This is a genomic window from Chitinophaga agri, assembly GCF_010093065.1.
GTDB lineage: Bacteria > Bacteroidota > Bacteroidia > Chitinophagales > Chitinophagaceae > Chitinophaga > Chitinophaga agri.
On sequence record NZ_CP048113.1, the window covers coordinates 5000154 to 5021367 of the forward strand.

The window sequence follows — 21214 nt, forward strand, 5'->3', positions numbered from 1 at the left end:
GTTATATCCTATTTTACTACGTGCAGATTGGACTTAGGATGGAACATATGAGTGATCTTGTAGGTGATCTTGTTAAATCCGGCGCCCAGATCATGTCCTTTCTTCCATTGAGACATATAAAAGAAGCCGGTCAGACCGCCGCCGATCAGGGCCGGCACAATTGTCAGATCATGACTGGTGATGACATGCGTAACAACGTTCACCACCAGGAATATCAGGGTGATGATCCAGAATGGAATGGGCAGGTTAGGCAGTAAGCGGTAACCAGGAGCTACTACGGTAGCACCGATAGCCAGGGCCATGATGGATGCGGAGGCGCCAGTCATAGTTGCAGCAGGTTGCAGTTCACGGAAGGACGGGATCAGTTGCATACCCAGAATGTAACAAATAGCGCCCACCAGGCCACTCAGTAGGTAGAGCGGTAAGACACGCTGTGGCCCTGCATGTTGCTGCAGCATGGTACCGAAACAGGCGAGCCAGATCATATTACTGGTGATCATCCAGAAACTGTTGTGTGTGAACATGGAGGTTACGATCGTCCATGGATGCTGTAATAATCCGTGTATGGTCGATGGCAGCAATACCTGGGACAGCACGTCATTGATGAAGCGTTCCGGCTTATTGCCCTCAATGCCGTAGATAATTTCTGTGAAAAACAGCAGGATGAATACGGTAATGTTAACCAGCAGGATCTTGGTCATCATATTATTTCCTTCTCCAAGGGATAAAGGCGTTCCTTTTTTTTCCTCAATATGCATCATGTCACAAAATCTTTTTATGTTAATAAAAATGACGGCGATTGTTTTTACTCCAGACCTTCAGCAGAATGTAACTGAAGAGCACTCCCCCAAGGTGGGCAAAGTGAGCTACGTTATCGCCAGCTGAATTCTGTATACCAGCAAACAGTTCAAATATTATATACGCGCCGACAAAGTATTTTGCTTTGATCGGAAAGAAGAAATAAAGGTAAAGAAGACTGTTTGGAAACAGATACCCGAATGCAAACAGTAGTCCGAATACAGCGCCGGAAGCACCTACCGTAACGGTGTTACGATAAGCCTGGACAAACTGGGAGATGAATACTTTAGCATCATAAATAACATTCGGATCATTGGGTGTACTGTAGAGCTGATATCTCAGTCCTTCTACACGGAATGAACCTGAATCCAGATCATAACGGCCATCAAGCAGTCTGAAGTTTTCAACTGTCGGATGGCTGAGGAATTCCTTGGCATCATGCGCCAAACGGACATTCTCCCATGTGAGTACGCCCATATGGCATAGCGCAGCACCCAAGCCACAGACCATATAAAAGATCAGGAAGCGTTTTGGCCCCCAGATATTCTCCAGGATAGAGCCAAACATCCAGAGGGAGAACATGTTCGAAAAGAGGTGTCCGAAAGAGCCATGCATAAAGAGGTGCGTCACCAGCTGATGTGGTCTGAAAAGATCAGATCCCCAGTAGTGCAGGGCAAATATATTGTCAATCACGTTTTCTTCGCCTGTACCCTTGCCGATGGTGCTCTGTGCCAGGAATACAAGCGCATTGATGATCAGTAGGTTTTTGATCACCGTAGGAAGTATTTCAAATCTGCCAGGCCTGAATTCACTCATATCTACCTATTCTTTATTGATTAATTCTTTTCTCCAGTAACACAACGTTCTCAATATGATGTGTGTGGGGGAACATATCCACTGGTTGTATCCTTTTCACACTGTACATAACGTCCAGCAGCGCAAGGTCGCGTGCCTGCGTAGCCGGGTTACAGCTTACATATACTATACGGGGAGCAGCAATTTCCAGCAGCTTGTTCACCAGTTTTTCATGCATACCGGCCCTTGGTGGGTCAGTGATCACTACATCCGGTTGCCCATGCTGGGCAAAGAAAGCATCATCGCAGATATCCACTACATCTCCGGCGTAGAATTGCGCATTGTTCACATTATTGCGGGCAGCGTTTTCAACAGCATCGTCAATGGCTTCCTTGATCAGCTCAATACCGATTACCTTGCCTGCCTGCCGGGAAACAAAAATACCAATACTACCAGTACCACAATATAAGTCATATACAGTTTCCGTTCCAGTTAATCCGGCAAATTCCCTTGTTACCTGGTATAAAGCTTCGCCCTGGTAGGTATTGGTCTGGAAAAATGACTTCGGACCAATCTTGAAGGTGAAATCTTCCAGTTTCTCTTCTATATAACCTTTACCAAAATAGGTTTTCGGTTCCAGGTCGAAGATGGTATCGTTTAGTTTTGGATTGATGGTATAAACGATGGAGGTAATACCCGGTACAGTCGCCAGCAGGTGGTCCAGCAGGGCTTCCCTGTCTTTTTTGTTTTCGTGGTGGATAACGAGGTTGATCATTACTTCACCAGTGGTACAGATCCTGATGACCAGGTTCCGCAGCCATCCTTCTTTGGCACGGATGTCATAAAAGGAGAGGTTGTTATCCAGGGCATAGGCACGGATGGTATTGCGGATCGCATTTACCGGCTCAGCCTCCAGGTAACAGGTATTGATATCGAGTACTTTGTCGAATAGTTTCGGTACATGGAAGCCAAGAGCGTTCTTCCGGAGAATGTTACCCTCCTCATCCCTTTCCATCTCCTCTTCCGGGAGATAAGCCTTATTACTGAAGGTAAATTCCAGTTTGTTGCGGTAGTGGGTGATGTGCCTGGAGCCAAGAATAGGCTGCATGGGCGGTAATTCCAGCTTACCGATACGCTGCAGGTTGTCAGCCACCTGCTGTTGTTTGTATTCCAGCTGCTGATCATATGGCAGCATCTGCCATTTACAGCCTCCACAGTTCCCAAAATGTTCACAGAAGGGTGTTACGCGGTTAGGCGAATAGGTATGGAAGTGCACGGCTTTGCCCTCCGCCCAGTCTTTTTTGTTTTTGCCGAGGCGTACATCTACCACATCTCCGGGTACAACGCCCCCTTCAATAAATATCACTTTGCCATCTATTCTGGCCAGTGCCTTGCCCTCTGCTGCATAAGCGCTTACAGGGACTTTTTCTAGAATAACATTTTTTTTCCTCACGGGTGCAAAGGTAGGATTTTAGCTGATCACTGATTTTTGAAATTCCCTTTTCCTTGCTACTTTTACAGGAACCGATATCCTATGCGTAAACTTATGATATTACTGGTCTGTATTTTATGCCACTGGCAGTTACAGGCACAAGGCTACGAGCTTACTTTTCAGTTAAAACAATATACAGGAGGACAGCTGGCACTGGCTCATTACATGGGTAAAAGCTTTTATATGGCTGATTCAGCCCAGATAAATGCGCAGGGTATCGCGGTCATGAAGAATAAAGAACCGCTACAGGGGGGTATTTACATTGTACTACTGCCCGGTCGCCAGCGTTACTTTGAAATGTTGCTGGATAATAAGGATCAGCATTTTTCCATCTCCGTTGACACGTCAGACCTGATCAACAAGACCGTTTTCAAGACTTCTAAAGAGAACGAGATCTTCCAGTCATACAACAGATTCCTGCAAAAAGAGGTGGCTGCGCCTGATAAGCAGATCAATGCCCTGCTGGCAAAGAAGACCGCTGCTGACAGTGCTACGGCGAAGTCTATGCAGGCCGATCTGGGTAAAAAATTACAACAGTTCCGGAACGGGGTAGTCGCTAAATATCCCCAAAGCCTGCTTACCAGCATCTTCAGGGCGATGAAAGAGCCGGAGGTACCCGCCACGCCCCCTGGTGAAGACTCCACTTTTGGTTACCGCTACTATAAAGCGCACTACTGGGATAGTGTGAATCTAAGTGACGGCCGCCTGGTAAGGACGGATATCATTGAGAAAAAACTGAACAGATATTTTACACAACTTGTGGCACTGGATCCGGATTCCATCAATATGGAAGCGGATAAGCTCATAGCGAAAACCAGGGCAGATAAAGAGATGTTCAAGTTTGTGGTGTGGTGGTTGACCTACACGTATGAGACATCGAAATACATGGGGATGGATGCTGTATTCGTCCACCTGGTAGAGAAATATTACGTTTCCGGAGAAGCATACTGGCTGAAAGATGAGCAGCTGAACAAGATCATCTCCAGGGCGTATTCTATGGCACCTAACCTGATTGGTCAGCAGGCGCCGCCACTGGAAGTAAAAGATACATCACTGAAACCCGTATCGCTATATACAACAAAGGGTAAATACACCATACTCGTGTTCTGGGACCCGACCTGCGGTCATTGCAAAATAGAGGTACCCAAGATCGACTCTGCTTACAATGCCAGCTGGAAGAGCAAGGGCGTCGCCCTGATCGGCTTCAAAACAGAAGGGACAAAAGGAGAGTGGCAGGACTTCATCAAAGAACATCATCTCAATGGATGGACCCATGCATGGGATCCTGACGGACAAAGTAACTACAGACGTTTGTACGATGTATACAGCACGCCGGTGGTGTATCTGTTGGACGAAAAGAAGAAAATCCTGGCAAAGAGACTTGGGGTAGAACAGCTCAATGATTTCATGGAAAAAATGGATACAAAGAGCGGTACAGTTCGCAAATAGCCAGATATAGTTTTTATTTAATGTTGTAACTCACTTAATTGCAGTTAGATAAGGTTGCCGCTTACGGCTTTGGCATAGTCTTTGGAATTCCGTAGTCAGAATAAAAACTTTACGGTTATGACAAAGAAGATGATCCTTTCGTTTGCGGCCCTTGCAATTTCTTTCGGAGCGATGTCTCAGGTGCGGGTAGGTGTTAAAGGTGGTTGGAACCTTTCCTCTATTTCAGTTGACAATGACGGTACAGTAGACAAAGACCGTTCATTATCTGGTTATCACATTGGTGCTATCGTTGACTTTCCGTTAGTACCTAAGATCCTGTCTTTCCAGCCTGGTGTGTTCTATACCACCAAAGGTGCGAAACTGACATCAGGTGATAAGGACAACGATGCGACAGTTCCCTATGTTAAATACACAACAAGGCCCCAGTACATTGAAGTTCCTTTAAACTTTATTGGTAAAATTCCGGTAGGTGCAAACACCAGGCTCTTTGCAGGTGTAGGTCCTTACTTTGCGTTCGGTGTAGCCGGTAAAAACAAAGTGAGCAGTACACTTGCCGGTGTAACAACTTCATCAGAGTCCAATATCAAATGGGATGATGATACCCCATTCAACGATGGCGATCTGGATCGTGGACTGAACAAGTACAAAAGATTTGACTGGGGTGGTAACCTGCAGGTAGGTGCCGAGTTTAATAACTTCCTGCTTTCTGCACAGTATGGACTTGGTTTAGGTAAAATCAATTCCGGTGGAGATGACAGTAGGAACGAAAAGAACAAAAACCGCGTATTCGCAGTTTCTGTAGGTTATCTGTTCTAATCACATAAGTTTAAATCCGGGCGTAAACAGGCAACGCTCACCCATAACAACAATAGCTATGAAAATATGGTATCGCATCCGTAACGCCTGTAGGATGTCGTACCAAAATTTTAAAACACCTATATGAAAAAGGTATTTTTATCTCTTGCTGCGCTGCTGATCGCAGGCATCACTTTTGGCCAGAATAAATTCGGTATCGTGGCAGGACCAAACTTCTCAAGTGCAACTGTAAAAAGCGCCACTGGCGACAAAGAAACCGGCGACCTGCTGGTAGGTCTAAGAGCCGGATTCACGGCCGACCTGCAACTGGCTGACGAGTTTTATATCGGAACAGGACTGCTGTATGCTGGAAAAGGCAGCAAAAACAAAGACAATAGTGACTTTAAAACTACGCTGTCCTATATCCAGTTACCAGTTAACTTCCTGTTCAAACCAGAGGTTGGTGCCGGTAAACTGAACCTGGGTGTTGGTCCTTACTTCGCATACGGTGTAGGAGGTAAGCATAAAGGTACAGTTGGTAATGTAACTGGCGAGCTGAAAGCATTCGATGACGAAGCTGGTCTGGCGAAACTGAAACGTTTCGATGCTGGTCTGGGTATAGTTGCCGGATATGAGCTGAAACAGGGTATTTATTTCGGACTGAATGCTGATCTGGGTCTGGTAAATGCATATGACAATACCGACAACGACCGCAGCTGGAAAAATACATCTTTCGGCGTGTCATTAGGTTATAAATTCTAAGGCAAGCAAATATTTATCGCAGAGGTCCTCTTCGTCTCCGACGAAGGGGACTTTTTGTTTTATGCGATGGCTGGGAATTATATATCATACACAAAAAATTAAAACTAATTCGTTGACAATTGCGTTAATTTTATGCCGTATTTGTATTAATAACTAATGGATAGCTCTGTTACTGTTGCCCTGGAAGTACCCTATTTTAAAGAGGACAATACCGCACACACACAACACAACATGTAAAGCATGATGAAAACTTTTACACTTATCTTTTTAGTGTTTCTATCCTTCCTATTGCCATTGCATGCTCAGGTGAGCCTTGGACTCAGAGGTGGTTATACTGTATCCGCAACGCAGATCAAAAATGCCCAGGGATATAAAAGTAACAGCCTTGGAACCAATAGCCAGCTGAAAAATTTGCATGCAGACCTGATTATCAATGTACCTGTGTACAGATCTTTTTATTTTCAGCCCTTGGTAAGATACATTACCAAAGGTGCCTACCTCCGCCCACTGCCTTACAAGCCGGGCATTCTTGTAGAATCGGCTAATCAGCTGAAACTGCACTATCTCGAAGTTCCAATGAATTTTGTACTGAAATATCCATTGCCAATGGGTAAGATCGTTATTGGAGCCGGACCTTATGTAGCCTACGGTCTCGGAGGATCTTACGATCTGGACCTGATGTATAATGGGTCTGTATTAAGTACTGATTCTCATAACATTGAATTCAATTATAAAGACCGTGGTATTGCGCCGGGTGTTCAGCTGAACAGGTTTGACGCCGGAGCCAACGTCGCGGTAGGAATTGAATTTAACAATCTTATGGTCCTGGGAGCTAATCTCAGCAGAGGGTATACCAATATCGACCGTACATCCTCAGCCAGGATCACGAACAGTTATTTTTCTGTCAGCCTGGGAATCCTGTTTGACAGAGAAGATTATTAAAAGTATATAACAGTGCGTTATTGTCAGGGGGGCTCCTTTCCAGGAGCCCCCTAATTTTTTTCGGGTGAGATAGGGGGGATGCTGCTGGTAACCGTCTTAGATGTGATAATCCCACAATATTATCTACATACAAACAAGACAAAAAGTGTGACAGTTATTCGGACATGCCACGACGTTTCCACGTGTTGGCATTTTTTATCAGAACAAACGGTTACCATTAAATAAAAAAGCGGTCCGCCTTAGGTGGACCGCTTGATTTTATATCGCTAATATATTTACTATACTATTTCGGCGACTGCTTTACGTATTACATGTGGTTTGCCCAGGGTGTAATAATGCAACACTGGTACGCCAAATGTTTTCAGTTCTTTGGACTGTCTGATCAGCCATTCAGTACCTACTTCCTCTACTTCTTTATCCGTCTTGCATTTCAGCACTTCATTCGCCAGTTCCTGCGGAATGTCCACATGAAAAGTCCGTGGCAGAATAGTCAGCTGTTTACGGGTAGTAATAGGCTTAAGCCCCGGAATAATAGGTACGGTGATACCAGCTTCCCGGCATTTGCTTACGAAGTCAAAGAATTTCTGGTTGTCGAAAAACATCTGGGTAACAATATAGTCGGCGCCATTTTCAACCTTCCTTTTCAGATAGTTCATGTCCGTCTGCATGTTCGGCGCTTCGAAGTGTTTCTCCGGATAACCGGCTACCCCGATGCAGAATTTTGTTTTCACACCACCCTGCAGGTCTTCTTCCAGATAAATACCATTATTCATATGTACCACCTGGCGTAGCAGTTCATCCGCATAACGATGCCCATGTGGTTCAGGTTCGAAGAAGGTTTCGTTTTTCGGCGCATCCCCCCGTAACACCAGTACATTATCTACTCCCAGATAGTTCAGGTCGATCAGTGCATTTTCAGTCTCTTCCCTGCTGAAGCCACCACAGATCAGGTGAGGCACAGCATCCACATCGTAGTGGTTCATCAGCGCCGCACATATCGCTACAGTACCGGGGCGTTTACGGATCTCTACCTTTTCAAAGGTACCATCAGCACGCTTCTTGAACATATGTTCGCTCCTGTGGTAAGTAACGTTGACAAAAGCGGGCTTAAATTCCATCAGCGGATCAAGGTGATCATAAATAGAATCCATACTTTTACCTTTAAGGGGAGGTAAAATCTCAAATGAGATCAGGGTATCTTTCGCCTGGGCAATATGTTCTGTTACTTTCATGGCAAAATAGAGTGGGCTTAAGTTAATGCCGGGCAAAAATAAGACATCTGTCAGTATTATCATCTATTTTTTACCTGAAAGGGCGAATATTTTTATAGATTGGACTCCATTCATAGATAAAAATGCAACAACGGACGATAAACTGGGTGGTAGCCAACAGTTAACCGTTGAAAGCTAAATGAAAAACGTATTTTTGCTAAGTTTGAACATATGGCATTAAAAATACATACAGATCAGCTGGTAAAGCGTTACGGTGCAAGGACCGTAGCCAATCACGTATCTGTAGAAGTGACACAAGGAGAGATCGTTGGTTTACTCGGACCGAACGGCGCCGGTAAAACAACCACATTCTATATGGTAGTAGGGCTGATCAAGCCTGATGAAGGACAGGTGTACCTCGATGATGTGAACATCACTAAACTGCCAATGTATAAGAGGGCCAAGATGGGGATCGGTTATCTCCCGCAGGAAGCGTCGGTGTTCCGTAAGCTGAGCGTAGAAGATAATATTTCCGCTGTACTGGAAATGACCGGGCTGAAAAAAGCAGAACAGAAGGAAAAACTGGAAAGCCTGCTGGAAGAGTTCCGTCTGACCCACGTACGGAAAAGTCCCGGAGACGTATTAAGTGGTGGGGAGCGCAGGCGTACTGAAATCGCCAGGGCGTTGGCCGTAGACCCTAAGTTCATTCTGCTGGACGAACCGTTTGCGGGTATTGACCCTATTGCCGTAGAAGACATTCAGTCAATTGTTGCCCGTCTTAAATACAAGAACATCGGGATCCTCATAACAGACCATAACGTGCAGGAAACACTATCCATTACGGACCGGGCTTACCTGCTTTTTGAAGGTAAGATCCTGAAAGCCGGTACTGCGGAAGAATTGGCCGAAGACGAACAGGTTAGAAAAGTGTATCTTGGCCAGAATTTCATTTTACGTCGTAAAAATTACCTGGACGAAGCAGCTAAGCAACAATAAACTACTACGTTCCTGATCCTATTATGAGAATATTAAGTCCTGCAATATCACAGTTGGCGCGCTTGCGCATGGGGCGTATAGAATACTTTATGCAATACCCACTGCAGGTGCAGCAACAGGTGTTCCAGAACCTTATCAGTGCGGCTCAGTATACTGAGTTCGGCAAACAATACGGCTTCTCACAGATCTACAAGATAGAAGAGTTTAAACAGCGGGTACCTATCCATACCTACGATACGCTCAAACCTTATATCCAGCGTCTGATGGAAGGCCAGCAGAATATTCTGTGGAATACGCCTATCAAATGGTTCGCTAAATCCAGTGGTACCACTGCCGATAAAAGCAAATTCATTCCTGTTTCCGTAGAAAGCCTTGATGATTGTCACTACCGTGCAGGTCGTGACGTGTTATCATGCTACTACAATAATTTCCCTGATTCCCGCCTGCTGACTGGAAAATCTCTCGTCATCGGTGGTAGCCATCAGGTAAATAAACTGGATGCTGAAAGTGATTCCTACTTCGGCGATCTGAGTGCCGTGATGCTGCAAAACATGCCTTTCTATGGTAACATGATCCGTACGCCCGACCTCTCTATCGCCCTCATGGACGAGTGGGAGGAAAAAATCGAACGTATGGCAAATGCTGTCATCCACGAAAACGTTACATCCATTGCCGGTGTACCTACCTGGACACTGGTATTGATCAAACGTATATTTGAAATTACCGGGAAAGATAACCTCGCCGATGTATGGCCTAACCTGGAATTGTACATGCACGGTGGTGTAAGTTTTACGCCGTACAGGGAACAGTTTAAAAAACTGATCCGTAAGCCGGATATGTATTACCAGGAAACCTACAACGCTTCTGAAGGTTTTTTTGCTGCGCAGGATATCGTCGGACAGGAAGGACTGCTCCTGTTCCTCAACCATGGCATTTTCTATGAGTTCATGCCGATGGAGGAATATGGTAAAGAATGTCCGCAAACACTACAGCTGCAGGATGTGGAACTGGGTAAAAACTACGCACTGATCATCAGTACCAACGGTGGTCTCTGGCGTTATCTCGTAGGCGATACCATACAGTTTACCTCTCTCGCACCATACAGGATCCGGGTAAGTGGACGTACAAAGTCTTTCATCAATGCATTTGGTGAAGAACTGATCGTTGAAAACTCAGATCTGGCTATTGCGAAAGCCTGTGAAGAGACCGGCGCCGTAATGAATGATTATACAGCGGCTCCTATCTACTTCAGTGAAAATGAAGCCGGCGGACACGAATGGCTGCTGGACTTTGATAAAGCACCTGCTGATATCAACCAGTTCGTTGATGTCCTGGATAATACGCTCAAATCCATCAACTCTGACTACGAAGCCAAAAGACATAAAGATATGGCCCTGCGCCGTCCGGTAGTACACGTACTGCCTAAAGGTACCTTTACGGAATGGTTAAAGAGTAAAGGCAAGCTAGGAGGACAACATAAAGTGCCCCGCCTGAATAATGAGCGGCAACATGTAGAAGAAATTCTTAAATTCACCGGTATTTCCGGCAAAATCTAATCGAACAATTCATTCAACTAACAACTATTACGTCTATATGAAATTACTGGAGAACAAAGTAGCTATTGTAACAGGAGCCAGCAGAGGTATAGGTGAAGCTATTGCAATAAGATTTGCAGAAGAAGGTGCACATGTTGCATTCACATATCTGAGTTCTGATGAGAAAGCCAAAGCACTGGAACAAAAGTTACAGGCAATGGGTGTAAAGGCAAAAGCCTATAAATCCAATGCTGGTGTCTTCGAAGAAACGGAAGCGCTGGTAAATGACGTACTGAAAGAATTCGGAACTATCGATATCTGCGTGAACAACGCCGGTATTTCTAAAGATAACCTCTTACTGCGCATGAGCCCTGATCAGTGGGATGATGTAATGAACATCAACCTGAAAAGCGTGTACAACATGACTAAACATGTTATCCGCCCAATGATGAAAGCGAAGACTGGTTCTATCATCAACATGAGTTCTATCATCGGTATGAAAGGTAACGCGGGACAGAGCAGCTATGCCGCTTCTAAAGCCGGTATCATCGGTTTCACTAAATCAATCGCAGCAGAACTGGGTAGCCGTAATATCCGTGTAAACGCAGTAGCACCTGGTTTCGTAGAGACTGACATGACCCACTACCTGAAAGATGGTGATGGTGCAAAAACCTATATGGAGAAAATTCCGCTGGGTCGTTTTGGTAGTCCTGAAGATATCGCTAATGTATGCGTGTTCCTGGCTTCCGGCATGAGTAACTATGTGACTGGTCAGGTGATCAGCGCCTGTGGTGGATTGAACATGTAATTTGTAAGTGATTATAGCATAAAAAAAGAAAGAGGCATTTGCCTCTTTCTTTTTTTATGCTATCTGCTTAGTATCTTTTTCCGGGAATATCCACACGGAACGTTTCCATACATTTTCTGTCCTGTAGTGTGACAAATACAGTTTTACCATCTTTACCACCGAAGGTTAGATTACTGCAATGTTTTCCTTTCAACGGAATTTCCCTGATCTCTTTTCCTTCCGGTGATAGTACGACAATCGTCCCTTTTCCCCAACGGGCGATATACAGGTTACCCGCTTTATCGCATTTCATACCGTCAAAGCCATGGTCAGGAAAAGAAGCAAATAAGGTTTTGTTACTGATATTACCTGCATTGTCTACATCATATTTCCATACCTTACGCTGAACGCTTTCATTTACATAAAGGGTTTTCTCATCGGGGCTCAGTTCAATACCATTGGTTGTGCCCATGTTGGTCTCCAGTAGCACAGCTTTACCTCCCTTATCAATACGCCATATCTGACCTTCCTGGTTTTTCCAGTCAGGATCAGAAGCAAACAGCTGGTCTTTCTTATTTATACAGAGGTCATTAGGCTGGAACATTTTGTCAGAATGCACATAGACACTCACCTTCCGTGTTCTGGCGTTTACTTCCAGCACATTATGCCCCTTGAAATCGGGCAGGTACATATTGCCTTTGCTGTTGAACTGGATACTGTTAGCGATGCTGCTATCAGGGAGTGTGACATATACTTCCCCGCTGCCGTCCTTTGTGCTGATCTTACCGATAGTGCCGTCTTTCAGATAATTAACGACGTACAGATTCCCGGCCTTGTCGAAGTTGGGGCCTTCAATGTTGACAGAGAACATGTTCTCTTTTGTGAGGTCCTGCGCCTGGTACAATGCCCTGGATCGTTCCTGTGCCATCACTGCGCTGCCAGCAGTGAAAGCCAGCAATAAACAGATGTGCTGTTTCATGATAAGAAATTAACGTGAGCTATCAAGTTAAGAAAAGATATGTGGTAATCAAGGGATATTGATATGAGCGGCAGATATGCCCCCTTTTTGTGTAAATGAAATTTATGATAAAAAGGAACACTTTGATTGCTATTCAAAAATTTGGTAATCAAAGTATTAATATATTAGAGAAGGACTTATATATTTGTAGGGTTATTAGTCCTGTGATAAACGTCCTAAAATGTTCAGAGCTATACCTATTGTCTGCTTTATATGGCTGATCCTTCAGTCGTCCTGTAATAACCAGCCGAAACCTGCTGTCATTATAGAGCATAAAAACATCAACATAGAACAGATCGTACCGGATAGTGTAACGAAATACTATGATTTCCTGAATGGCCTCACACAGCTGAAGCTGCCCTATCCGAATGCCTATGATCTGAAGGAGATAAAAGAGTATGCACATTACCTGGGTATTGATACGACATACCAGGAAGTAAGGGCCGGACGTTTTGCCACCATGAATGGATTGACCCCGGTGATCTTCCAGTGTGAGATCAGCGATTATGAACGGCGCACCTGGCTGGTGATATTCAATGACAATGGAATAGAGAAATCCCGGTTACAGATAGCTGCAGATGTCCGTCCTGCTGAAGAAGCCGAGGCGGAAGAGCCGACTGCTGTAAAAGATACGACCTCTACACAATTTACCAGTGAGTGGTATTATATCGGACTGGACTCTGTCATAGAAGTAAGGGCCCGCCATTCTACCTATGTAGCTGGCAGCCAGAAGGTCAATACGACCTTACGCTTTTACCGCATAACATCTAAAGGAACTATTAAAGAAGTGTCACGTGATAAGGAAACGTTTGAGAAATATGCAACACATTTTCCTGCACGGCAGTTACCAGCTACAGTCGATACGGTAAATACAGTGGTATTGAAGCCGGTATCCCGGCTGACTCCTTACTACGATTTCAGGGAAGAAAGTCAGGACCCATTGTATGCATTAGGCAAACTCGAAATAGGGAACAGGGCGACCGCACTTCTTTATGCAAGAGACACGATCTACCTGGATGAAGGACTGAATTATCCGGAGGTAAAACTCATTACCTATAAAAAAGGGAAAGAGGTAGATAAGATCGTTGTCTACGGTGGCACGCTGGGAGAGCATACGGAAACTATTTATCGTAAATGTGTGGTGGATAAGGATGCGAGTATCAATCTGCAGGAAGAGGATAGCCGCGTAATAGATAGCAGCTTCCGTTTCAAAACAGTGTACAATATGCAATATGAGATCCTGCCGGGAGGTAAGATCATCGGTCGTCAGGCTACTTCTATTGTGCACAGTTCAAAATTGTATAATGAGAAGGCACTGATCAAATACTTTAAGGGGCAGAAAAGCAGTCACACATACATTTCACTGTTTAACATCAGGGCAAAGGACAATATTCTTGTAGGACTGCATGCTTATCATAAAGGGGAGGAGACCTACCTGGAATTTCTCACGGTGAATAGGGACAATAAGATCATTGACAGGTATACAGTATACGACCATCTCAAAAAGCAAAAGGCTGCTGATGTAAAGGCAAAGAAGATGGAAGACATTGTAGACGATTATCATGACAGGAGAGGCAGGCTCACCTGCGACGCCATTATCAGATTGACAGGCAGGGAGCTGCACATTACGCCGGGCGGTAAGTTTGTGAAATAGTTTTCACTATTTTCGCCGGGCCATGATACATGTTTCAGAATTTAAAGACTTAGCGTGTCTTTCCATCCATAAAGTGGGCAATGCCTCACAGGAGGAAGCACTGATATGCTCGCAGGAACCCCTGGAGTTAAAGGATGAAGCGATCAGTCAGTTACTACTGACCTATTTTATTCAGCCGTTCACGAACAGTGCCGAGTATTTTCGCTTTTTTCATGAGGCTGATCTGCAATTGAATGAGATTTTTCAATATTGCCGGCGTATCTTTGAAAACAGGGACAATTTTCACGAGCAATCTGTTAATATTGCCAAACATCTGTACAAGCACTCCACTCATCCGAAGATCAAAGGAGGAGAATTATATATTGCTTACTTTAGTAAATGTCAGGTGGATGGAGAAGACGTCGAGGCAGTCGGTATTTTTAAATCAGAGAGCAGGGACACCTACCTGAAAGTATTTCTGGCCAACGATAATTACGCGGTGGATTATGAAGATGGTATTAATATCAACAAGCTTGATAAAGGCTGTTTGATCTTCAACACCGAAGAAGAGAATGGGTACAAAGTCAGCGTCGTAGATAGTATCAGCAAACAGAATGAAGCAGTTTACTGGAAAGATGCATTCCTGCAGGTTCAACGCCGGGAGGATAGCTATCACCAGACAGAACTGGCTGTGAACATGTGCAAGAAGTTTATCAATGATAAACTCCCGGACCAGTATGAAATAAGCCGGGTGGATCAGGTAGATCTGCTGAATAGATCAGCAACCTATTTTAAAGAGAAAGAGCAGTTTGATCTGGACGATTTTGCACAGGAAGTATTAGGCAACCCCGAAGCTATCCAATCCTTTAAAGATTATAAGCAAGAGTTCCAGCAGGAGTTTCAACAGGAGTTCCCCGATGAGTTTGATATTTCATCTCCGGCTGTAAAGAAGCAGCAGAAGGTGTTTAAGAGTGTACTGAAGCTGGACAGAAATTTTCATATTTATATACATGGTGACAGAGAGATGATAGAGCGTGGTTTTGATGAAGCAACGAATCTGTTTTACTATAAACTCATGTTTGAGAACGAAACCTGATCAACTTCTTTTTTTCATAAGCAAAAACCAATTGTTAAACAAAGGCTGTTCTTCCGGGCGGCCTTTTATCATTTATGTATCTGATATAAATAAGAAAGGGCGCATCGTGTTACGGATGCACCCTCTTAATGGTATTTAACTGATGATTATTTCTGTTTCTCACGAGGTTTGGGGGGCTTATTCTGTCCACCACCACCTTGTTGTTTCGGAGCGTTCTGTTGGTTTCTATCCTGCTGCTGTGGCTTCGGACCTCCAGGTTTTTGCTCGTGCTTCTGCTTTGGAGGATGTTGCTGTTGCGGGCGTTGTTCCTGCTTAGGCTTCTGCTGTTGCTGCTGACGGCCCTCCTGTTGTTTCTGCTGCGGGCGGTTATCCTGTTTGGATTCTCCTTTCTTACCTGCGGCTTGTTGCGGCTGCGGGTCTTTCTGATCTTTCTGCTGCTTATGCTTTTGTTTCTCCTTGTCTTTATGTTTACGCTTCTGCGCAGTTTTTTCCAGTGAGCGGAGGCTTATCTGGCCTACTACATCGGCGAAGCCAAGGTCAGCTTCTTTTGGTTTGGCAGCTACTACTTCAACAGCTTTCAGGTCATCAGGTCTGATATTCTGTTTGTTGAGGTGACGGATTTCCTTCACGCGTGCAATGGTGAGCGGATATTGTTTGCTGCTGTCGCCATAAGCGTACCACATCAGGTTTTTGAAGATATCTCTTTTCTGAAGGGTAGCTACACCGTTAACTGTTTCTATAGAGTCTGCATCTTCAGGGAATTCCCTCAGGGCATCCAGGTAAGTATCCAGTTCATAGTTCAGGCAGCATTTCAGACGGCCACACTGACCGGAAAGTTTTGCCTGGTTGATAGACAGGTTCTGATAACGGGCAGCGGTGGTGTTCACGCTCTTGAAATCAGTAAGCCAGGTAGAACAGCAAAGTTCTCTTCCGCAGCTACCGATACCACCTACTTTTCCGGCTTCCTGGCGGGCACCTATCTGGCGCATTTCCACCTTAACACGGAATTCACCGGCGTACAGTTTGATCAGTTCACGGAAATCCACCCTGTCATCAGCGGTGTAGAAGAAGGTCGCTTTACGGCCATCTGCCTGAATTTCTACTTCTGCAAGCTTCATTTCCAGGCCGATACTGCGGGCAATGGCCCTGGCCTTGATGAGGGCATCCTTTTCACGGGCTTTGTTATCCTGCATCCGTGCAATGTCTTCATTGGTAGCGCGGCGAAGTACTTTTTTTACTTCGGGAGTATCTTCTACGCGTCTTTTCTTCATCTGCAATTTGACCAGTTCGCCTGTAAGGCTGATCTGTCCGATGTCGAAACCACTCACACCTTCTACTGTTACCATTTCTCCCTTATCAAGGAGCTGTTTGGTGGTGTTACGGAAAAAATCCTTCCTGCTACCGTTATTGAAGCTAACTTCTATTATATCAAATGGTGCTAAGCTATCACTCAAGGGAATATTGGCCAGCCAGTCGAATACGTTCAGCCTGTTACAGCCTCCACTACTGCATCCTCCATTACTCTTGCATCCTGACGGCTTTCCCTCTGCACCTGTACCACATCCGGCACAAGCCATATTAATCGATTTAAATTATTAAATGAAACACATCCGGGCATTGGACCGGACGCTTAAATATATGTAAAAGCCCTTATTCCTTAAGGGCCGGAATAAACAAAGATAACGGAAAATGCCCTTCATCGCGTCATAGTGCCGGAATCGGCCGCTTTTTAAAGATATACTGAAGCTTTATGGAAAGCGCGTGGAATAACAGTTTTGCGTTTGCGTTACGTTCTATGTAGTAGCTGGCATTGTCCAGCTCCTGCATGATCTGTTCCATCTGCTCAAGGTCGGCCAGCTTTTGCAGTTTCAGTGCAAAGTCGGTTTCTTCTTCGGAGAAGGCCAGCTGACTTCTGTCTATATATTTTAGTCGCAGGGTATGTTCCAGCAGGTTAATAAAGTACCGGAGGAACTGTTTCTGGTTTTCACGGCCCATCTTGGCGCTCGCTATACCTTCTATCCATCCCTGAAGTCCTACACGGTTGCCCGTAAATATATAGTTGAGCCAGTTGCGTAACAGCTCATGATAGTCATCATCTGAGTGCTGCAGCATATACAGGGCCTCCCTGTAATTGCCGGAAGCAATGGTCGCAGCCTGTCGTGCTTTGGCTGCCGGTATCTTGGCCCGGTTCACCAGCGCGTCCACGATCACTTCCTTCGGGAGCGGATTCACTTTGATAAGATGTGTACGGGAGAGGATGGTGGCCAGTATCTGTTCCTGATTTTCCGCGATCAGCAGAAAAATGGTGTTAGCTGGCGGTTCCTCTATCAGCTTCAGGAGCCTGTTACCTTCGTTGCCGAGGTATTCAGGCATCCACATCAGCAGTATCTTATAAGTGCTTTCGAAGCTCTTCAGACTCAGTTTGCGGATGATGTCCTGGCATTCCATCGCCGTGATATTTCCCTGTTTGTTCTCAGCACCTATGAACTGTAACCAGTCATATGCATTCCCATAGGGATGCGTATCTACAAACTCGCGCCATTCAGACGCATAGTCAGAGCTGATCGGTTTATCGCCCGGTTTACGGGGGATGACCGGATAAGAGAAGTGAATATCAGGGTGAATGTACTTACCTGCTTTTACACATGCCAGACATTGCCCGCAGGCGCCATCAGGCTGTTTGTTCTCGCAGACCAGGTATTGCGCAAATGCAAGTCCCAGCGGTAATCCTCCGGTTCCCTCAGGTGCCAGTATAATATTAGCGTGACTGAGCCGGTTATTCTCCGTGGACCTGATTAACTGTTGTTGTATCCCTTCCTGACCTATGACATTCGAAAAAAGCATGGGCGCAAATTAGTATTTCTTTTCTATCGCGGCCGTTACTTCAGGGGAAAGCGGTTGTGTTTTAGGTGAGAATACGGCCACCAGATTACCTTTTTCATCCAGCAGGTATTTCTGAAAATTCCATTGTACTTCAGCTGGTTCGAAATGTTTGGCTTTACTTTCTGTGGCCAGCCATTTATAGATCGGGTGAATGTCGTCACCTTTTACGGAGATCTTTGCCGCCATCGGGAAGGTTACCGCATATTTCTTGGAGCAGAACTCTTTAATCTCTGCATTGGAGCCTGGTTCCTGCTGACCGAAGTTGTTGGCCGGGAAACCGATGATCACCAGGTTCTTTTCGTATTTCTTATAGAGTTTTTCTAATTCAGCGTACTGAGGGGTATTACCGCACATAGAAGCAGTGTTCACGATCAGGATCTTCTTTCCTTTGTAATCAGAGAAGTTGATCTTACCTCCATCTACAGATTCAACCTTGAAATCATATATAGCGCCTCCTTTCATAAATAAGAGCATTGATATTAATAGTGTCTTCAGCATCATCATATAAATAAATTTAATTGTAGTGTGATTATAAATGTGTGAGCAGATAAAATTAAGTAAAATATTGTATATAAGGTGTTAATGATAGACGGCAGCCCGTTTCTTTCAATGGCGGGAGTAAGCCAGTGTGCAAACACTTACACGGGCGCCTGCATTTATCAGCAACCGGCTGCAGGCTTCAATGGTCGCGCCGGTGGTGATCACATCATCTACCAGTAGTACATGCCTGTCTTTCAGGTCTGTGTCGTGCTGCAGCGAAAAGCTTGCGGATACATTTTCCCAGCGTAACAGCCTGCCCTTACTTGTTTGGGAAGAGGAGTGGTGATTACGGGTAAGGACATCGAATACAGGTTGCCGGGTAACGGCGTTAATGCCGCTGGCTAATACGGCCGCCTGATTATAACCACGTTGCCGCATTTTGGAAGGATGTATAGGTACAGGTACTACACAGTCGGTTTCGTATAGCCAATGGCTTTGCTGTAACGCAAGTCCCATCTGCCTTCCCAGATGCGCAGCAATATCTTCCCGTTGTTTGTATTTGAACTGATAAATGAGTTGTTGCAGGAGAGATCCTTTCCGGTAGTAACAGGTGGCCGTGGCATGTGCGACGGGCGTTCTTCCCATAAAGATCTTTTCCACCGGATTACCGGTAATATGCTGAAAGCCGGTAAAAGGCAATCGCCTGTGGCAACGCAGGCAAAGGATAGCTTCTGTTTGGGTTAACTCCATACTGCAACCTTCACAGGTATGCGGAAAGAACAAATGGAGTAGTGAGGATAACAGGCTTTTCATTATGATATGGATCAGGTTTACCCTGAAAATAATGAAAAGCCTGCATCCTGAAAATTAAAACAGTCCGCGGTAGACTTCATCTACTCTTCCTACCGGCACGACTTCTATATTAAACTTACTGATGTCCGTACCTTTCTTATTGTAGCGGCTGATGAATATCTTTTCAAAGCCCAGTTTCTCCGCTTCCGCCACACGTTGTTCTATTCGGTTCACAGCGCGGATCTCACCACTCAGGCCAACTTCCCCTGCGAAGCAAATTTTACTGCTGATCGGAATGTCTTCATAAGAGGAGAGAAGAGAACATAAAACAGCCAGGTCAATAGAAGGGTCTTCTACGCGTATACCACCGGCAATGTTCAGGAAGACATCTTTCACACCGAAGTGGAAGCCACCCCGTTTTTCCAGTACGGCGAGCAGCAGTTGCAATCTGCGCAGGTCAAACCCGGTAGCTGTACGTTGCGGTGTACCGTAAACGGATTGAGTAACGAGCGCCTGTACTTCCACCAGCATAGGGCGCAGTCCTTCTATTGTGGCAGCAATGGCCACACCACTCAGCTGATCTTCACGTTGTGAGATGAGTATTTCGGAAGGATTGGTGACCTGTCTTAAACCACCGCCTGTCATTTCATAAATACCCAGTTCCGCCGTAGAGCCGAAGCGGTTTTTAATGGTACGGAGGATGCGGTAAGCGTAGTGCTGATCGCCTTCAAACTGGAGAACAGTGTCAACCATATGTTCCAGTATTTTCGGACCGGCGATGGAGCCATCTTTGGTAATATGACCGATCAGGAATACAGGCGTGTGACTTTCTTTAGCAAAGCGTTGCAGTTCAGCAGTAGTTTCTCTGATCTGTGATACGCTGCCAGGTGCAGATTCAATAAAAGGAGATTGCAGCGTCTGAATAGAGTCAACGATAACGAGTTGCGGACGTAGTTTTTTTATCTCCTGGAAGATGGTCTGGGTAGATGTTTCAGTAAGGAGATAGAACAGGTCATTTTTTACCTGTAATCTGTCTGCCCGCATTTTTATCTGCTGAGCACTTTCTTCTCCACTTATATATAATGTAGTGATGTCTTTCAGTTGCAATGCATTCTGCAGGAAGAGCGTACTCTTACCGATACCGGGTTCACCACCTACGAGTACGAGAGAGCCGGGTACTATACCGCCACCTAATACACGGTTCAGTTCTACATCAGGTGTCAGTAATCGTTCTTCAGCAGTGGTACTGACTTCAGAGAGATTCACGATATTATCTGATCTGCCGTTTTCTTTCTCAGGTTGCCAGTTTGTATTACGTAGAGGGATATCTTTTTGTACTTTCTCTTCGACGAATGTATTCCATTGACCACAACTTGGACATTTACCAGCCCACTTGGCTGATTCATATCCACAATTCTGACAGAAGAAGGCAGTTTTAATTTTCATGCAACAAATTTAAAACGGAAATATCCGGTCTGGTGAAAACAAAAATAAAAACGGATGTAAAGATGATGTATAAAATCGTTGTTATAAAAGTGAAGTGTACAAAATGGATGTATTCAAAAAATGAGAAAATAAAAAGGATGAGTCAGTGAATTAAAAATGGAAGAAATGGATGTGTGAAACGTTAAAATTTTGTGGAAGTGATAGGTGTATAAAAACGGGTAAAAAAGAAAAGAGCCAACAGAAATTTCTGCTGACTCTTTCTACTTACTAACCCATTAAATTCACGTCTAAATTACTAAATGGC

Annotated in this window: 19 protein-coding genes; 9 read left to right on the forward strand and 10 right to left on the reverse strand. The window is 44.9% G+C overall.

Translation table 11 applies throughout. From position 1 onward, the window contains the following. Window positions 1-8 precede the first annotated feature (8 nt). From GWR21_RS19885 to rlmD, 3 genes are read right to left on the reverse strand one after another with little or no spacing between them, the layout of a single operon-like run. A complete protein-coding gene (locus tag GWR21_RS19885) occupies window positions 9-761 on the reverse strand; it encodes a rhomboid family intramembrane serine protease (protein ID WP_162333439.1) in 753 nt (250 codons plus the stop codon). Window positions 762-780: 19 nt separating this feature from the next. Beyond that, entirely contained in the window at window positions 781-1614 is an 834-nt protein-coding gene (locus tag GWR21_RS19890; RefSeq protein ID WP_162333440.1) for a rhomboid family intramembrane serine protease, read from the reverse strand. Window positions 1615-1627: 13 nt separating this feature from the next. Next, the gene (gene rlmD / locus GWR21_RS19895; RefSeq protein WP_162333441.1) at window positions 1628-3046 is read right to left on the reverse strand and encodes a 23S rRNA (uracil(1939)-C(5))-methyltransferase RlmD; all 1419 of its coding nucleotides are present in this window, start codon (window positions 3044-3046) and stop codon (window positions 1628-1630) included. Between the two features lie 81 nt (window positions 3047-3127). On the opposite strand from rlmD, the gene GWR21_RS19900 reads away from it, so the two are divergent. The 4 genes from GWR21_RS19900 (at window position 3128) to GWR21_RS19915 (ending at window position 7033) form a co-directional block, all read left to right on the forward strand. After that, window positions 3128-4534 carry a redoxin domain-containing protein gene (locus GWR21_RS19900; protein ID WP_162333442.1) on the forward strand — a complete coding sequence of 469 codons (1407 nt, stop codon included), beginning with the start codon at window positions 3128-3130 and terminating at the stop codon, window positions 4532-4534. Window positions 4535-4651: 117 nt separating this feature from the next. Further along, the gene (locus GWR21_RS19905) at window positions 4652-5350 is read left to right on the forward strand and encodes a porin family protein (RefSeq protein WP_162333443.1); all 699 of its coding nucleotides are present in this window, start codon (window positions 4652-4654) and stop codon (window positions 5348-5350) included. A gap of 123 nt (window positions 5351-5473) precedes the next feature. After that, a complete protein-coding gene (locus GWR21_RS19910; protein WP_162333444.1) occupies window positions 5474-6091 on the forward strand; it encodes a porin family protein in 618 nt (205 codons plus the stop codon). 240 nt (window positions 6092-6331) lie between these two features. Continuing rightward, a complete protein-coding gene (locus tag GWR21_RS19915; RefSeq protein WP_162333445.1) occupies window positions 6332-7033 on the forward strand; it encodes an outer membrane beta-barrel protein in 702 nt (233 codons plus the stop codon). 278 nt (window positions 7034-7311) lie between these two features. Here GWR21_RS19915 and metF read toward each other — a convergent pair whose 3' ends face one another. Continuing rightward, window positions 7312-8265, reverse strand: a complete 954-nt coding sequence (gene metF / locus GWR21_RS19920) for a methylenetetrahydrofolate reductase [NAD(P)H] (RefSeq protein WP_162333446.1) — start codon at window positions 8263-8265, stop codon at window positions 7312-7314. Window positions 8266-8475: 210 nt separating this feature from the next. Here metF and lptB point away from each other — a divergent pair, with 210 nt between their 5' ends. The 3 genes from lptB (at window position 8476) to fabG (ending at window position 11583) form a co-directional block, all read left to right on the forward strand. Further along, a complete protein-coding gene (gene lptB / locus GWR21_RS19925; RefSeq protein ID WP_162333447.1) occupies window positions 8476-9240 on the forward strand; it encodes an LPS export ABC transporter ATP-binding protein in 765 nt (254 codons plus the stop codon). A gap of 68 nt (window positions 9241-9308) precedes the next feature. Beyond that, entirely contained in the window at window positions 9309-10796 is a 1488-nt protein-coding gene (locus GWR21_RS19930) for a GH3 auxin-responsive promoter family protein (protein WP_449508354.1), read from the forward strand. Window positions 10797-10833: 37 nt separating this feature from the next. After that, on the forward strand, window positions 10834-11583 hold the full coding sequence (gene fabG, locus GWR21_RS19935) for a 3-oxoacyl-[acyl-carrier-protein] reductase (protein WP_162333449.1): 750 nt from the start codon (window positions 10834-10836) through the stop codon (window positions 11581-11583). A gap of 67 nt (window positions 11584-11650) precedes the next feature. Here the strand turns inward: fabG and GWR21_RS19940 are convergent, their stop codons facing one another. Continuing rightward, on the reverse strand, window positions 11651-12541 hold the full coding sequence (locus tag GWR21_RS19940; protein ID WP_162333450.1) for an SMP-30/gluconolactonase/LRE family protein: 891 nt from the start codon (window positions 12539-12541) through the stop codon (window positions 11651-11653). Between the two features lie 220 nt (window positions 12542-12761). Here GWR21_RS19940 and GWR21_RS19945 point away from each other — a divergent pair, with 220 nt between their 5' ends. Then, window positions 12762-14234: a hypothetical protein gene (locus GWR21_RS19945; RefSeq protein WP_162333451.1), complete on the forward strand. Its 1473-nt coding sequence runs from the start codon at window positions 12762-12764 to the stop codon at window positions 14232-14234. A gap of 22 nt (window positions 14235-14256) precedes the next feature. Further along, window positions 14257-15309 (forward strand): nucleoid-associated protein, encoded by a 1053-nt coding sequence (locus GWR21_RS19950; RefSeq protein ID WP_162333452.1) that lies wholly within the window; start codon window positions 14257-14259, stop codon window positions 15307-15309. A 146-nt stretch (window positions 15310-15455) separates the two neighbouring features. Here GWR21_RS19950 and ricT read toward each other — a convergent pair whose 3' ends face one another. The 5 genes from ricT to radA form a co-directional block, all read right to left on the reverse strand. After that, on the reverse strand, window positions 15456-16886 hold the full coding sequence (gene ricT, locus GWR21_RS19955) for a regulatory iron-sulfur-containing complex subunit RicT (RefSeq protein ID WP_162333453.1): 1431 nt from the start codon (window positions 16884-16886) through the stop codon (window positions 15456-15458). 127 nt (window positions 16887-17013) lie between these two features. Beyond that, complete coding sequence (locus tag GWR21_RS19960) at window positions 17014-18153, reverse strand: DNA polymerase III subunit (protein ID WP_162333454.1); 1140 nt, start codon at window positions 18151-18153, stop codon at window positions 17014-17016. 9 nt (window positions 18154-18162) lie between these two features. Next, window positions 18163-18696, reverse strand: a complete 534-nt coding sequence (locus tag GWR21_RS19965) for a glutathione peroxidase (protein ID WP_162333455.1) — start codon at window positions 18694-18696, stop codon at window positions 18163-18165. 102 nt (window positions 18697-18798) lie between these two features. After that, entirely contained in the window at window positions 18799-19485 is a 687-nt protein-coding gene (locus tag GWR21_RS19970; RefSeq protein ID WP_162333456.1) for a ComF family protein, read from the reverse strand. Between the two features lie 54 nt (window positions 19486-19539). Next, the gene (gene radA, locus GWR21_RS19975) at window positions 19540-20910 is read right to left on the reverse strand and encodes a DNA repair protein RadA (protein WP_162333457.1); all 1371 of its coding nucleotides are present in this window, start codon (window positions 20908-20910) and stop codon (window positions 19540-19542) included. Window positions 20911-21214: the final 304 nt, after the last annotated feature.